Raw genomic sequence first — 14,164 nt, forward strand, 5'->3', positions numbered from 1 at the left:
GGCCCCGCCGGGCCGCCCGGGGCCGCGGGCGGCGCGGGTGGGGGCGCCGGTACCGCGGGGGGGGCCCCGCGGCGGGGGGGGGCGCCCGGGCGGCCCACGACGCTGACCTCGGCGATCCGCTCCATGCCGAGCAGGAGCGACTCGACCTCCTGGGCGCTGATGTTCTCGCCCCCGCGGATGATGACGTCGGCGACGCGGTCGGTGATCGTGAGGTGGCCGTCGGCGTCCACCCGGCCCATGTCGCCGGTGCGGTACCAGCCGCCGGCGTCGAACGCGCGGGCGGTGAGCGCGGGGTCGGTGTAGCCGATGAAGCAGTCGGCGCCGCGGGTGAGGATCTCGCCGTCGTCGTCCAGCCGGAACTCCGCGCCCGGCAGCGCCCGGCCGTCGGTGCGCAGCCGCTTGCCGGGCGGGTCGCTCAGCAGGCCCGCCGTGACCGAGGGGTGCTCGGTGCTCCCGTACGACCGGTAGACCGCGATGCCCTCCCGCGTCGCACGCTCGGTGAAGGACTCCGGCACCGGCGCGCCGCCGAGCCCCATGTGCGGGATGAGGGCCAGGTGCTCGGGGGTGAAGTCGGCGTGGTCGAGCAGGCTGGTCAGGAAGTAGGGCGGGCCGCCGGCTACGCCGAGTCCGCCCTCCCTCATCATCGCCAGCACCTCGGCCGGGTCCCACACGTCGATCAGGTGCACCGGCTCGGACCGCAGCAGCGGCACCAGGAACGCGTTGATCATGCCCATGAAGTGGCCGACCGGGGTGCCGACGATCGTCGGCGGCCCGCCCCTGGGGTAGAAGCCGTCGGCCTGGCGCGCCTCCCAGGCGATCGTCTGGTGGCTGTGCACGACGCCCTTGGGGGCGAGGGTCGTCCCGGACGTGAAGCCCACGACGGCCGGCGTCTCGGGCTCGACGGGGTCCGGCTCCTCGATCGGGCGCGCCCGCGTCATCAGGTGGAACGGCGTGGCGGCCGGCGGCAGCTCCGCCTCGGGCCGGTCGCCCACCACCAGCCACAGCGGCTCCTCGTCGCGTCCGGCCAGGAGTTCCGCGTACTGCTCGAGATGGTCGGTGCGGCCGAAGCGGTCGGGGGTGACGATCACGGCGGGGCGGGTGGCGTCGAGGATGTGGCCGACCTCCCTGGGGCCGTAGAAGTGCACCACCGGGACCACGGTCGCCCCGACGTACGCGGCGGCCCAGAACGCGATGGCGGCCTCGACCCAGTTCGGCAGCTGCACGACGACGACCGAGCCCGGGCCGACGCCCCAGTCCCCCAGGGCCCGGGCGAAGCAGCGGCTGGCACGGTCCACCTCGGCGAACGTGCCGGTCCAGGGCCGGACCTTGGAGCGCACCTCGAACCGCAGGCCGGGCGCCCGGCCGAGCCCGTCGGCCACCATCGCGCCGAGCGAGTCGCCGGTCCACCACCCTTCCGCGTGGTAGCGCCGGGCCAGCTCGGCGGGGACCGTCCGCAGGCCCCAGCCGTCGAGAACAGAGCCTCTGGTCACCGCACCGCCTTCGGGGGGTCGGAACGCGGCGGAGATCCACCGGCCGCCGCCGCCTTGGTGCCATCGAAGTATATTTCGACGTCAACGTCAATACTTGAGGGCGGCGCGGCCGCGCCGTGCGCGCCCCGGCTCTACCGCCGAGCCGCCGCCCGGGCGGCGAGGAACTCCCACGTGCGCTCGGTGTCGGCCGCGCTCCGCGCCAGCACGTGCGCCGCGAAGTCGGTGACGCCGCTGCCGGCGAACGCGTCGAGGCGCCGGCCGACCTCGTCCGCCGTACCGACGATCGCGAGCTCCGCCACCCCGTCCACCCCCTCACGGCGCAGCACCTTCCGATAGGAGGGAAAGCGGTCGTTGGCGCCCAGTCTCCGGTCGATGTGCGCGCGCGTCCCCGCGACGTCGTCGGTCACGGCGACCGGCAGCGCGGCCACGACCCGGAAGGGGGACCCGGCCGGCCGCGCGCGCAGCGCGGGCCGGATCACCTCGGCGATCGTCCGCGGTCCCGCGGCCCAGGTGACCACGCCCGCGGCCACCTCCGCCGCGAGCGCGGCCATGGCCGGGTTGACGGCCCCCAGCAGGACGGGCGTCGGATCGCCGCCGACGGCGACCCCCCGGCCGTCCCGGCCCGCCATGACGGCCGTCAGCCGCTCGACGTACCAGCGCGTCGCCGCGATCGGCGGCGTCCACTCCAGCCCGAACGCGTCCCTGACCAGCGCCTCGTGCGACGGTCCCACGCCGAGCGCCAGCCGGCCCTTGAGCACTTCCTGCACGGTCGCCACCTGCTGGGCGAGCGCGAAGGGCGGCCGCAGCGGCATCGGCACGACCGCCGTCCCCAGTTCCACCTCCGGCACCTCGCGGCCGGCGACCGCGAAGGCGGTGAGCGTGTCGTGCCCGGTGAGCATCGGCGCCCAGTACCCGGCGAGGCCGAGCTCGGCGGCCTTGCGCACCTCGCCGACGACGCCCTCGATGGTCCCGCGCATGGTGAGACCCGAATGAACCGCGATGCGCATGCGTCCTCCGTCCCGCGCCCGGTCGTCGTTCAGTAGGACTTGGGAAGGCCGAGGACGTGCTCGCTGATGTAGTTCAGCACCATCTCCTGGCTGACCGGGGCGATGCGCATCAGGCGGGACTCCCGGAAGTAGCGCTCGACGTGGTACTCGCGGGCGTACCCGAACCCGCCGTGCGTCTGGACGGCCGCGTCGGCGGCGGCGAAGGCGGCGTCGGCGCACAGGTACTTCGCCGTGTTCGCCTCCTTGCCGCACGGTTCGCCGCCGTCGTAGCGGGCGGCGGCGTGCCGCGCGGCCAGTTCCGCCGCGTCCAGCCGCATCGACGCCTCGGCGAGCGGGAACGCGATCCCCTGGTTCTGGCCGATCGGGCGGCCGAACACCACCCGCTCCCCCGCGTACCGCACCGCCCGGCGCAGCGCCGCCCGCCCGATGCCCAGCGACTCGTGCGCGAGCAGGATCCGCTCGGGGTTGATGCCGTCCAGCAGGTAGGCGAACCCGCGGCCCTCCTCCCCGACCAGCGCCGAACCGGGCACGCGGAAGTCGTCCATGAACAGCTCGTACGACGACACCGCGTTGCGGCCCATCTTGGGGATCGCCCGCATCTCGACCTCGCCGCCGGTCAGGTCGACGACGAACATCGACAGGCCGTCGGTCCGCCGCCGGCCCGCGCGCGGCTCGCTCGTGCGCGCCAGCAGCACCGCCTTCTGCGACTGCGCCGCCTTGGTGATCCACACCTTCCGGCCATTGATCACGTAGTCGGAGCCGTCCCGGCGGGCGAAGGTGCGGATGCGGCTCGTGTCGGAGCCCGCGTCGGGCTCGGTGATGGCGAAGCAGACGTGCAGGTCGCCGGTCGCGGCGGCGGGCAGCAGCTCGCGGCAGAGCCGGTCGCCGCCGTGCCGCGCCACCAGGTTGAGACCGAAGATCGTCAGGTGGAACGGGCTGCACCCGTTCATGCCCGCGCCGGACGCGGCGATCTCGTACATCATCGACGCGGCCGCCGAGATGCCCATCCCCGCGCCGCCGTACTCGCGCGGGATCGCGATGCCGAGCCAGCCGGCCTCGGCGAACGCCTTGTAGAACTCCCACGGGAACCGCGCCTCCTGGTCGGCCTCCGCCCAGTAGGCGTCGTCGAACCGCCCGGCCACGTCCCGGACGGCCGCGCGCAGCTCCTCGTCGGTGAGCGTGTCGTCGGTGCCCGTTCCCCCGGGTGCGATGTCCTGGCTCATCGGAACTCCTCGATCGGTTCTTCCACCTCAGCGCACCGAGCGCCCGCCGTCGACGTACAGCACCTGGCCGGTCACGAACCCGGACTCCTCGGCGGCGAGGAACAGGGCGGCGTTCGCGATGTCGGCGGGCCTGCCGACGCGGCGCACCGGCAGCGTCGCGGCGACCTCGGCCAGCCGCTCGTCCACCGCGAGGCCGAGGCGCTCGGCGGTCGCCCGGGTCATCTCCGTGTCGACGTAGCCGGGGCCGATCGCGTTGACGGTGACGCCGAACGGGCCGAGCTCGATCGCGGTCGTCCGCGTGAAGCCCTGGATCCCCGCCTTGGCCGCGGAGTAGTTCGCCTGGCCCCGGTTTCCGAGCGCCGAGGTCGAGGAGATGTTGATCACGCGCCCGTAGCGCCGCTCGACCATGATCCGCTGCGCGGCCCGGGTCACCAGGAACACCCCGCGCATGTGGACGGCCATCACGGTGTCCCAGTCGTCCTCGGTCATCCTGAACAGCAGGTTGTCCCGCGTGACGCCGGCGTTGTTGACCGCGATGTCGAGCCCGCCGAACTCCTCGGCGAGCCGCCGCACCGCCCGGTCGACCTGCTCGGCGTCGGAGACGTCCGCCCCGAGGCCGACGGCCTGCCCGCCCGCGTCCCTGATGCCGGCCACGGTCTCCCCGGTCAGGTCCTCCTTGAGGTCGAGGACGCCGACCCGGGCGCCGGCGCGGGCGTAGGTGCGGGCGATCTCCGCTCCGATGCCGCGGGCCGCGCCCGTCACCAGCGCCACGCGGCCGTCGAGGTTCGTCATGCTCGTTTCGCTCCTGGGTTCTCGGGGTCGGAGGGGGTGCGCACGGCGCGGCCGTGCGAGATCGCGCGGACGGCGTCGCGGTGGCCGCCGGACTCCAGCAGCCGGACGTGCCACTCGGCCTCGGCGTCCGCGCAGGCGGCGAGGTCGTGGTCGTGGGCGCGGCCGACGTGCCGCCTCATGGCCCTGACGGCGTCCGGTGACAGGGCGGCCAGGCGTGCGGCCAGCTTCGCGCCGTGCTCCGCCAGCTCGTCGTCGGCGACGGCGTCGTTGACCAGGCCGAGGTCACGCGCGCGGGCGGCGGTGAGCGGCGGCGAGAGGTAGAGCAGTTCCAGGGCCCGGGACGCGCCGAGCAGCCGGGTCAGCTGCCAGGTGCAGCCGAAGTCGCCCGCCAGCCCGATCCTGCCGAACCCCGTGCGCAGCACGGCGGAGGCCGCCGCGTAGCGCAGGTCGCAGGCGAGGGCGAGGCCGAGACCGGCGCCGACCGCCGCGCCCGCGATCAGCGCGACGGACGGCTTGTCCAGCTCGCGGAGCCGGACGACCGTCGCGCGCTGGAGCGCCTTCTGGGCCGCCAGCCGCGCGGCCGGGTCGCCGGCCGGGCCGAACACGCTCTCGCCGGCGGCGAGCTTGCCGAGGTCGCCGCCCGCGCAGAAGGCGCCGCCGGCCCCGGTGATGACGACGGCCCGGACGTCGTCCGACGCGGCGGCGTAGTCCAGCATCGCCGCCAGGGCGTCGAGCATCTCCCGCGAGAAGGCGTTGCGGGCCTCCGGGCGGTTCAGCGTGAGGGTCAGCACGCCGCCGGCCCGCGCGGCGAGCAGGTGCGCGGTGCCCGTCGGCGGAGCGCCGCCCGAATGATTTGACATAGACGTCGAAATTATAATGAGCCGATCGCCGGGTCAATGCCCCGCCCTGTGCGCGTCCCGCCGGGTGGCCGACCTTGGATCGATATCGACGTCAAAGTTAGACTGATCCCGCAGCAGCCGGATCCGCGTCACGCGCGCCGCACACCGACGGAGGAGCTCCATGCCCGACAGGCCAGGCGGCCGGGACCCGGCCCCCGCTCCCCCGCCGCCGCTCGCCGGGACGGTCGTGGTGAGCTTCGAGCAGGCGGTGTCGGCGCCCTACTGCACGCGGATGCTGGCCGATCTCGGCGCCGAGGTCATCAAGGTCGAGCACCCGCGCTCGGGCGACCTCACCCGCTGGTTCGACGACGCCGCCGACGGCATGGCGACCTACTTCGTCTGGCTGAACCGCAACAAGCGGTCGCTGGCGCTGGACTGCAAGCGGCCCGAGGCCCGCGCCGTCCTCGACCGGCTGCTCGGACGCGCCGACGTCGTCGTGCAGAACCTCGCGCCGGGTTCCGCCCGCCGCCTCGGACTGGACGCGGCGACGCTGGTCGAGCGGTACCCGGCGATGGTGGCCGTCGACATCTCCGGCTACGGCACCGGCGGGCCGCTCGACCATCGCCGCGCCTACGACCTGCTCGTCCAGGCCGAGAGCGGATCGTGCGCCGCCACCGGCCGGGCGGACGCGCCCGCCAAACCCGGCATCCCCATCGCCGACATCGGGACCGCGATGCAGGCGGCGGCGGGCATCCTGGCCGCGCTGCTCGCGCGCGCCCGCACCGGCACCGGCGCCGCCCTGCAGGTGAGCATGTTCGACACGGCGGCCGACTTCCTCGGGTTCGCCCTGCTGTACGCCCGCTACACCGGCGAGGAGCGCGCTCCGATCGGCATGTCCTCCCCCATCGTCGCCCCGTACAACGCCTACCCGACCAAGGACGGGCGCACCGTCGTCCTCGGGACCACCAACGACGCGGAATGGCAGCGCCTGGCCCGCGACCTCATCGGGCGGCCGGACCTCGCGGACGACCCGTCCCTCGCCACCACCCCGCAGCGCTGCAGGCAGCGGGCCAGGCTGGACGAGGCCGTCGGCGCCTGGACGGCCGCCCTCGACCTCGCCGACATCTGCGCGCGCGCCGACGCGGCCGGGATCGGGAACGCCGAGTTCAACCGGGTCACCGAGGTCGTCGACCACCCGCAGCTCACCGAGCGCGGGCGCTGGCGGGAGGTCGGATCGCCGGCGGGGCCGCTGGCGTCGCTGCTCCCGCCCGTCATCACCCCCGCGTGGACCACGCCGCTGGAGGACGTCCCCGCCCTCGGCGAGCACACCGCCGCGATCCTCACCGACCTGGGCTTCACCCCCGAGGCGCAGGACGAACTCCGCCGAGCCGGCGCGGTGCGACCGCTCCCGGCCCACGACCAGTCAGGAGAGACATGAACGAGGCCGTGATCTGCCAGCCGGTGCGGACCCCGATAGGCCGGTTCGGCGGCGCCCTGCGGACGGTCCCCGTCCAGGACCTCGGCGTGGCGGTGGTGCGGGCGCTGGTCGAGCGCAGCGGGCTGGACGGCTCGCTCGTCGACGACGTCGTGTTCGGCCACTGCTACGGCACCGCGGAGGCGCCCGCGATCGGGCGGGTCATCGCCCTGGACGCGGGCCTGCCGACGAGCGTGCCCGGCGTGCAGATCGACCGGCGCTGCGGATCCGGCCTGCAGGCCGTCGTGTACGCGGCGGCGATGGTGCGCTCCGGCGCCGCCCGGGCGATCATCGCGGGCGGCGCCGAGAACATGTCGCAGGCCCCGCACTACTCCCTGACCGCCCGCTGGGGTTCGCGGGCCGGGGACATCACGCTGACGGACACCCTGACGCGCGGGCGGACGACCGCCGGCGGCCGGAACCACCCCGTCCCCGGCGGCATGCTGGAGACGGCCGAGAACCTGCGCCGCGAGTACAAGATCGGCCGCGCCGAGCAGGACGAGCTGGCCTACGCCTCGCACCGCAGGGCGCTCGACGCCCAGGACCGCGGCGCGTTCGCCGAGGAGATCGTCCCCGTCACGGTGCCCGGCAGGAAGGGGGACGCGGTCGTCGACACCGACGAGCACCCGCGCCGCGACATCTCCCTCGAAGGGCTGGCCGCCCTCCGCCCGGTCATGCGGAAGGACGACGCCGAGGCGACGGTCACCGCGGGCAACGCCAGCGGCCAGAACGACGGCGCCGCCGCCTGCCTGGTGACGACCCCGGAGTTCGCGGCCGAGCACGGGCTGCGGCCGCTCGCGCGCGTGGTGTCCACCGCCACGGCCGGGGTCCCGCCCCATCTCATGGGCACCGGACCGGTGCCGGCGACGCGCAGGGCCCTCGACGCCGCGGGTCTCACGCTGGCCGACATGGACCTCATCGAGCTGAACGAGGCGTTCGCGGCCCAGGCCCTGGCGGTCACGCGGGAGTGGGGCTTCGCGCCCGGCGACTTCGAGCGGCTCAACGTCAACGGCTCGGGCATCTCGCTCGGCCACCCGGTCGGCGCGACCGGCGCGCGGATCGTCGCGACGCTGCTGCACGAGATGCGGCGCCGCGACGCGCGCTACGCCCTGGAGACGCTGTGCGTCGGCGGCGGGCAGGGCATCGCCGCGGTCTTCGAGCGGGTGCGGGACTGACGGAGTGCTGCCCGGCCGGGAGCGGGAAGGTCAGGTCTTCGCGGCCTTCGCGGCCTTCCCGCTCCGGGCGCGAGGCTTGGCGTCGGCGTCCGGGCTCAGCCCCAGCGCGTTGGCCCACAGCAGCGTGAGCTGCTCGACCGCCTCGTTCATGGCGAAGCGCGCGCCGCCGATGAACATCATCTCGGCGAACTTGGCGACCATGCCGCCGAGCGCGGTGGCGGCGTACCGCTCGTCGATCCGCTTGTCGGCCAGCCCCTCGGCCTGCAGCCGCTTGATCGCCGACTCCAGCCGGGCCGCCAGGTAGTCGTCGCGCTTGGACCGCACCTTGCGGACGTCCTCGTCGTAGCGGCTGACCTCCTCGATCACCCGCATGATCGGGGCCTCCTTCCGGTACGCGGTGAGGTAGGCCCGGTTGGCCGCGCGGATGCGCTCGATGGGGCCGGCGTCGTCGGCCTGCGGGATGTCGTCCATGGACACCAGGCGGACCTCGACCTCCTCGGCGATCTCGCGGAAGAGCGATTCCTTGGAGTCGAAGTAGTGGTAGAACGACCCGTGCGAGACGCCGGCCTCGGTGGCGATGTCGGTGATCCGCGCCTGGAGGAAGCCGTCGCGCTCGAACACGGTCTTGCCCGCCTCGACCAGGCGCGCCCGCGTCCGGCGGCCCTTCGCGGAGCGAGGCTCTGGATCCATCCCGGTTCCTCCAAAACGATGAACTCGACGTCGGAAAACATCATGCCGCACCCGCGCCCCGGTCCGGCGAGACCGGGGGCGCGGGGCGGCCCGGCCGGCGCGCCGGGAGCCGCGTCACAGGGTCCGCTTCATGTCGATGTGCCGCCTCGCGAACACCAGGCGCCCCTCCTCCCACGTCATCCGGTCGCTGTAGGTGCCGGCGATCATGGAGCCGTTCTCGGCGTTGACGAACAGGAAGGGCGCCACCGAGTCGATGTCGCCGTCGGCGCGCTCCTCGACGCTCGGCACGCCCTGGAGGTGGACGCCCCGCGGCGCCCGCGCCGCGAACGCGGCGAGCTCCTGCGCGCCGCCGACCTCCCGGCCGTCGGAGAGCGCCAGCACGCCCCGGGAGCCGTAGAGCGCGCTCCACTCCTCCGCCCGCCCTCCGTCGACGTACCGCGCGTAGTCGGCCTGCAGCCTGGTCACCGCGGCCAGCACCCCGTCACCGTTCGACACGACGCATCCCTTCCCTTCCTCGCCTGAGGCTAGTTATGACTTCGACGTCGATAATGCCAAGCATTGAAGGGATCTCGGGCGTCGCCCACCATGGGCCGGCCTCGGCCTTTATTTGACGTCGACGTCAGTATAGGATGACCGGCACGCACGCCCCCGGCCGCCCGGCGCGCGGGGGAGCAAGGAGATGAGATGGCACCGGTCCCCATCGCCGACGACCTGTTCACCTGGCCCGCCGACGAGCCCCGGCTGATCGGCGGCAGGTGCGGGGAGTGCGGGACGCACGTGTTCCCGCTGCGCGCCGGCTGCGCGCGATGCGGCGCGGCCGCCGTGGAGCGCGCGCTCCTGGGCCGCTCCGGGACGCTGTGGACGTGGACGTCCCAGGGCTTCCCGCCGAAGGCGCCGTTCCGCGGCGAGTTCGCCGGCACCGACCCCTTCGAGCCCTGGCTGGTGGGAGTGGTCGAGTTGCCCGGCGAGCTTCGCGTCGAGACCCTCCTCACCGGCTGCACGCAGGACGGCCTGGAGTTCGGCATGCCGATGCGGCTGGTCACGCTGCCGTTCCGCACCGACGAGGACGGCCGGGAGATCATCACCTTCGCGTTCACTCCGGAAGGGGCCGAGCATGCCTGACGTCGCGATCATCGGGGTGGGGATCCACCGGTTCGGCCGCTTCCCCGGCAAGCCCGCGCTGGCCATGGGCGCCGAGGCGGCCCGCGACGCGCTGGCCGACGCGGGCCTGGCGTGGACGGACGTGCAGTTCGCGGTGGGCGGCAGCTACGAGGTCGACCAGCCGGACGCCGTCGTCGCCGAGCTCGGCCTGACCGGCGTGCAGTTCACCAACGTCTACAACGGCTGCGCGACCGCCGGCAGCGCGCTGGCCCTGGCCGCGCAGACGATCAGGCTGGGGCAGCACGAGATCGGCCTCGTCCTCGGCATGGACAAGCACGAGTCCGGCGCGTTCACCGCCGACCCGCGCGAGTACGGCTGCCCGTCCTGGTACGGCGAGATGGGGCTGTTCCTCACCACCAAGTTCTTCGGCATGAAGATCAACCGCTACATGCACGACCACGGGATCACGCACCGGACCCTCGCGGAGGTCGCCGCCAAGAACTACCGCAACGGCGAGCTGAACCCCAACGCGCACCGGCGCAAGCCGCTGTCCCCGGAGCAGATCCTCGGGTCGCGGATGCTGAACCACCCGCTGACCCAGTACATGTTCTGCAGTCCCAACGAGGGCGCGGCGGCGCTGGTGGTGTGCAGCGCGGACGTGGCGCACCGCTACACCGACAAGCCGGTGTACCTGCGCAGCGTCGTCACCCGCACGCGGCGGTTCGGCGCGTTCGAGGTGCACACCCCGTCCGCCTCCGTCGCCGCCGACCACGTCCCGGCGCCGACCGTGGACGCCGCGAAGGCCGCGTACGAGGCGGCCGGCATCGGCCCGGAGGACGTCCGGATCGCCCAGCTCCAGGACACCGACGCGGGCGCCGAGGTCATCCACATGGCCGAGGTCGGGCTCTGCGAGGACGGCGAGCAGAACGAGCTCGTCGCCTCCGGCGCCACCGCGCCGGGCGGCAGGCTCCCGGTCAACACCGACGGCGGGCTGATCGCCAACGGCGAGCCCGTCGGCGCCTCCGGCCTGCGGCAGGTGCGGGAACTGGTGCTGCAGATGCGCGGCCGGGCGGGCGAACGGCAGGTCGCCGGCGAGCCGCGGGTCGGCCTCGCCCAGCTCTACGGCGCGCCCGGCGTCGCGGCCGTCTCCATCCTGTCCACCTGACCCGATGCGGAGCGGCCCGGGCGTCATGTCCGCCCGGGCCGCTCCGCCGTTCGCCGCCCGGAGCGTCAGCCGGCGGCCGCCCCGAGCGTCTGGCGGGCGATGATGACCTGCTGGATCTGGCTCGTGCCCTCGTAGATGCGGAACAGCCGCGCGTCGCGGTAGAACCGCTCGACCGGGACCGACCGCATGTACCCGGCGCCGCCGTGCACCTGGACGGCGCGGTCGGCCACGCGCCCGACGGTCTCGCTGCAGAAGTACTTCGCGGCGGCCGGGGCGGTGCGGCGGTCGGAGCCGTCGGCGTAGGCGCGCGCCGCGTCCAGGACGAGGGCGCGGGCCGCCATCGTCTCGGTCACCGAGTCCGCGATCATCGCCTGCACCAGCTGGTGGGACGCGATCGGCTTCCCGCCCTGCCTGCGGTCGGACGCGAACCGGACGGACTCGTCGATCAGCCGCTGGCACATCCCCACGCACGCCGCGGCGAGCAGCAGCCGGCCCGTGGTCAGGCAGCGCATCGCGGTCAGGAATCCGGTGTGGACGCCCGCCTCGCCACCGACCACCGCGTCCGGCGGCAGGCGCACTCCGTCGAGGCCGACGTCGGCCGTCCACGCTCCGAACTGGCCCATCTTGTGGTCCCGCGGTCCCACCGTCAGCCCGGGGGCGTCGGCCGGGACGATGAAGGTGGAGATGCCCCGGGACGAGCGGGCGTCCGGGTCGGTGCGGGCGAACACCATGAACACGTCGGCGATCGGTGCGTTGGTGATGTAGCGCTTGACGCCGGTGAGCACCCACGCGTCGCCGTCGCGGACGGCGCTGGTCCGCATGTCGCCCGGGTCGGAGCCGGCGTCCGGCTCGGTGAGCGCGAAGGAGGCGACGGCCTCGCCCGAGGCGAGCCTCGGCAGCCACCGCTCCTTCTGCTCCGGGGTGCCGGCGTCCATGATCACCTGCCCGGCGATGCCCACGTTGGTGCTGAACATCGAGCGCAGGGCCGGGGTCGTGTAGCCGATCTCGATCAGCAGTCGGCACTGGTCGACGATGCCGAGGCCGAGGCCGCCGTACTCCTCCGGGATGGTGAACCCGAACAGCCCCATCCGCTTGGCGGCCTCGCGCAGGACGTCCGGCACCTCGTCCCTCTCGTCGATCTCCGCCTCGCGCGGGATCACCTCCTTGCGGATGAAGTCGCGGACGGCCTCCAGCATCGGCTCGAGGTCCTGATCGGTCATGTCGGCCACGTGTCAGCCACCTTCCGGGCACAGGTCGTGAATCGACGTCGATGTAAGTTCAGTGGAGCGGGTCAGCGGACGGTCCGGGCGCCGGCCCGCTCCTGCAGCGCGGTCTTGCGCACCTTCCCGCTCGCCGTGAGCGGCAGCTCGTCGATCAGCTCGACGAAGCGCGGCACCTTGTAGTTGGCCATCCGGTCGCGGCACCACGCGATGACCGCGCCGGCCGACGGGGCGGGCGCGCGCGGGACGACGAACGCCATGCCCACCTGGCCGAGGCGCTCGTCGGGGACGCCGATGACGGCGGCCTCGCGGACGCCGGGGTGTTCGAGCAGCATGGCCTCGATCTCGGCGGGGTAGGCGTTGAACCCGCCGACGATGAACATGTCCTTGGAGCGCCCGGCGATGCGCAGGCACCCGCGCTCGTCGAAGCGCCCCAGGTCGCCGGTGCGCAGCCAGCCGTCCGCGGAGAGCACCTCCGCGGTCGCCTCGGGGTCGTCGAGGTAGCCGGCCATGACGGTCGGCCCCCGCAGGAGGATCTCGCCGACCTCCCCCTCGGCGGCGTCCCCGCCGGCTCCGCCGGCGACGCGGATCTCGAAGCCGGGACGGGCGCGCCCGACGGTCGTGGCGATGGTCTCCGGATCGTCGCCGGGCGCCGTCGAGCTGGCCGTCCCCGCCTCGGTGAGCCCGTATCCGGCGACGACGAGCGAGAACGGCAGCTCGCCGCGGACCCGCCTGATGAGCTCGACGGGGATGTCCGCCGAGCCGGTCACGGCGACGCGCAGGCTCGACAGGTCGTACCGGTCGCGGCCCGGGTGCTCCAGGATCGCGTGGTACATCGTCGGGGCGCCGGGCAGGACGGTGGCCCGCTCCCCGGCGACGAGGCCCAGCACCGCGTCCACGTCCAGGACGGCCTGCGGGTACATCGTGGCGCCCGCCGCCAGGCAGGCCAGGATGCCGGCCTTGAACCCGAACATGTGGAAGTACGGGTTGACCATCACGTAGCGGTCGCCCTCGGTGAGCCCCGTCATCGCGACCCAGTCGGTCGCCACGGCCATCGTCCGGCCGTGGGTCATGACGACGCCCTTGGGCGCCCCGGTCGTCCCGGACGTGAACAGGATGTCGGAGGTGTCGTCGGGGCTCAGGGCGGCGCTCCGCCGGTCGACCTCGGCGAGTCCGCTCTCGGTGGCGCGCGCGAGGAAGTCCGGCCACGCCGTCCCCTCGCCGGACGGGCGGCCGCGGGCGATGACGACGGTCCGGAGGTCGGGGAGGGGCACGCCGGAGCCGGCGAGCATCTCCACGTAGTCGTTGCCGAGGAAGTCCGTCACCGTCACCAGCACCCGGGCCCTGGCGCGGCGCAGGATCCCGGCGGCCTCGCGTCCCTTGAACCTGGTGTTGATCGGGACGAGGACGGCGCCCGCCTGGTACAGGCCGAGCAGCGCGACGATCCATTCGCGGCTGTTGAACGCCCAGACGGCGACGCGGTCACCGGGCTCGACGCCGTCGGCGGCCAGCGCGGCGCCGAACCGCCGGGCCTCCTCGTGGAGCTCGGCGAAGGAGACGCGCGCGTCGCCGTCCACGACCGCGACCCGGTCGGGGAAGCGCTTCGCTGCGGACGCGGTCATCGCCGCGATGCTCGGCCAGGGCGGCCCCGGGGTGTCGGTCATGACAGGCCTCCATGATTGACATCGACGTCAGTATAGACTTTTATCGTCAGCAGAGAAGAGCCCGTCAGCATCCGCGCCGGCGATCCGCACGCGCACCCCGCGCGGACCCGGCCCGCCTCCCCCGAGGTCGCCGCACATGATCATCAAGACCGATCACCATCCGACCGACGCCTCGACCGCCACCGCCTCCCCCGCCGCTTCGACCGCCGCGTCGGCGGCGCCGCGGAGTGAGCGCTGATGGACGTCCGCCTGTCCGCCGAACAGCAGGCGCTGCGCGAGGCGGCGGCCCGGCTCGTCGGCGACCACGCCGCCGGCTCCGTCGCC

At 74.0% G+C, this 14,164-nt stretch carries 13 protein-coding genes; 4 read left to right on the forward strand and 9 right to left on the reverse strand.

What is annotated here, in order from left to right; translation table 11 throughout:
* The 5 genes from ABZ914_RS31945 to ABZ914_RS31965 form a co-directional block, all read right to left on the reverse strand.
* Nucleotides 1–1,490, reverse strand: a 1,490-nt coding sequence (locus ABZ914_RS31945) for an AMP-binding protein (protein ID WP_500197770.1), incomplete at its 3' end; no start/stop codon positions are given.
* A gap of 131 nt (nt 1,491–1,621) precedes the next feature.
* Nucleotides 1,622–2,497, reverse strand: coding sequence for an LLM class flavin-dependent oxidoreductase (locus ABZ914_RS31950; protein ID WP_500197771.1), 876 nt, complete (start codon nt 2,495–2,497; stop codon nt 1,622–1,624).
* A 29-nt stretch (nt 2,498–2,526) separates the two neighbouring features.
* Nucleotides 2,527–3,720, reverse strand: a complete 1,194-nt coding sequence (locus tag ABZ914_RS31955) for an acyl-CoA dehydrogenase family protein (protein WP_500197772.1) — start codon at nt 3,718–3,720, stop codon at nt 2,527–2,529.
* 27 nt (nt 3,721–3,747) lie between these two features.
* Nucleotides 3,748–4,512 carry a glucose 1-dehydrogenase gene (locus tag ABZ914_RS31960; RefSeq protein ID WP_500197773.1) on the reverse strand — a complete coding sequence of 255 codons (765 nt, stop codon included), beginning with the start codon at nt 4,510–4,512 and terminating at the stop codon, nt 3,748–3,750.
* The gene (locus tag ABZ914_RS31965) at nt 4,509–5,372 is read right to left on the reverse strand and encodes an enoyl-CoA hydratase/isomerase family protein (protein WP_500197774.1); all 864 of its coding nucleotides are present in this window, start codon (nt 5,370–5,372) and stop codon (nt 4,509–4,511) included. Before ABZ914_RS31965 ends, ABZ914_RS31960 begins: the two co-directional genes overlap by 4 nt.
* A 160-nt stretch (nt 5,373–5,532) precedes the next feature.
* Between ABZ914_RS31965 and ABZ914_RS31970 the strand changes: the two genes are divergently transcribed.
* Together ABZ914_RS31970 and ABZ914_RS31975 are read left to right on the forward strand one after the other, a co-directional pair.
* Complete coding sequence (locus tag ABZ914_RS31970) at nt 5,533–6,789, forward strand: CaiB/BaiF CoA transferase family protein (RefSeq protein WP_500197775.1); 1,257 nt, start codon at nt 5,533–5,535, stop codon at nt 6,787–6,789.
* On the forward strand, nt 6,786–8,000 hold the full coding sequence (locus tag ABZ914_RS31975) for an acetyl-CoA C-acetyltransferase (RefSeq protein WP_500197777.1): 1,215 nt from the start codon (nt 6,786–6,788) through the stop codon (nt 7,998–8,000). Before ABZ914_RS31970 ends, ABZ914_RS31975 begins: the two co-directional genes overlap by 4 nt.
* A 30-nt stretch (nt 8,001–8,030) precedes the next feature.
* Here the strand turns inward: ABZ914_RS31975 and ABZ914_RS31980 are convergent, their stop codons facing one another.
* Together ABZ914_RS31980 and ABZ914_RS31985 are read right to left on the reverse strand one after the other, a co-directional pair.
* Entirely contained in the window at nt 8,031–8,690 is a 660-nt protein-coding gene (locus ABZ914_RS31980; protein ID WP_500197778.1) for a TetR/AcrR family transcriptional regulator, read from the reverse strand.
* Between the two features lie 114 nt (nt 8,691–8,804).
* The gene (locus ABZ914_RS31985) at nt 8,805–9,185 is read right to left on the reverse strand and encodes a nuclear transport factor 2 family protein (RefSeq protein WP_500197779.1); all 381 of its coding nucleotides are present in this window, start codon (nt 9,183–9,185) and stop codon (nt 8,805–8,807) included.
* 189 nt (nt 9,186–9,374) lie between these two features.
* Between ABZ914_RS31985 and ABZ914_RS31990 the strand changes: the two genes are divergently transcribed.
* Together ABZ914_RS31990 and ABZ914_RS31995 are read left to right on the forward strand one after the other, a co-directional pair.
* Entirely contained in the window at nt 9,375–9,812 is a 438-nt protein-coding gene (locus ABZ914_RS31990; RefSeq protein WP_500197780.1) for a Zn-ribbon domain-containing OB-fold protein, read from the forward strand.
* Nucleotides 9,805–10,956, forward strand: coding sequence for a thiolase family protein (locus ABZ914_RS31995; RefSeq protein WP_500197782.1), 1,152 nt, complete (start codon nt 9,805–9,807; stop codon nt 10,954–10,956). Before ABZ914_RS31990 ends, ABZ914_RS31995 begins: the two co-directional genes overlap by 8 nt.
* Nucleotides 10,957–11,021: 65 nt before the next feature.
* Here the strand turns inward: ABZ914_RS31995 and ABZ914_RS32000 are convergent, their stop codons facing one another.
* Nucleotides 11,022–12,176: an acyl-CoA dehydrogenase family protein gene (locus ABZ914_RS32000; protein WP_500197784.1), complete on the reverse strand. Its 1,155-nt coding sequence runs from the start codon at nt 12,174–12,176 to the stop codon at nt 11,022–11,024.
* Between the two features lie 71 nt (nt 12,177–12,247).
* Nucleotides 12,248–13,840 carry a FadD3 family acyl-CoA ligase gene (locus ABZ914_RS32005; RefSeq protein ID WP_500197783.1) on the reverse strand — a complete coding sequence of 531 codons (1,593 nt, stop codon included), beginning with the start codon at nt 13,838–13,840 and terminating at the stop codon, nt 12,248–12,250.
* Nucleotides 13,841–14,164 lie beyond the last annotated feature (324 nt).

It is taken from the genome of Spirillospora sp. NPDC046719 (assembly GCF_040645715.1).
Taxonomy (GTDB): Bacteria; Actinomycetota; Actinomycetes; order Streptosporangiales; family Streptosporangiaceae; genus Spirillospora.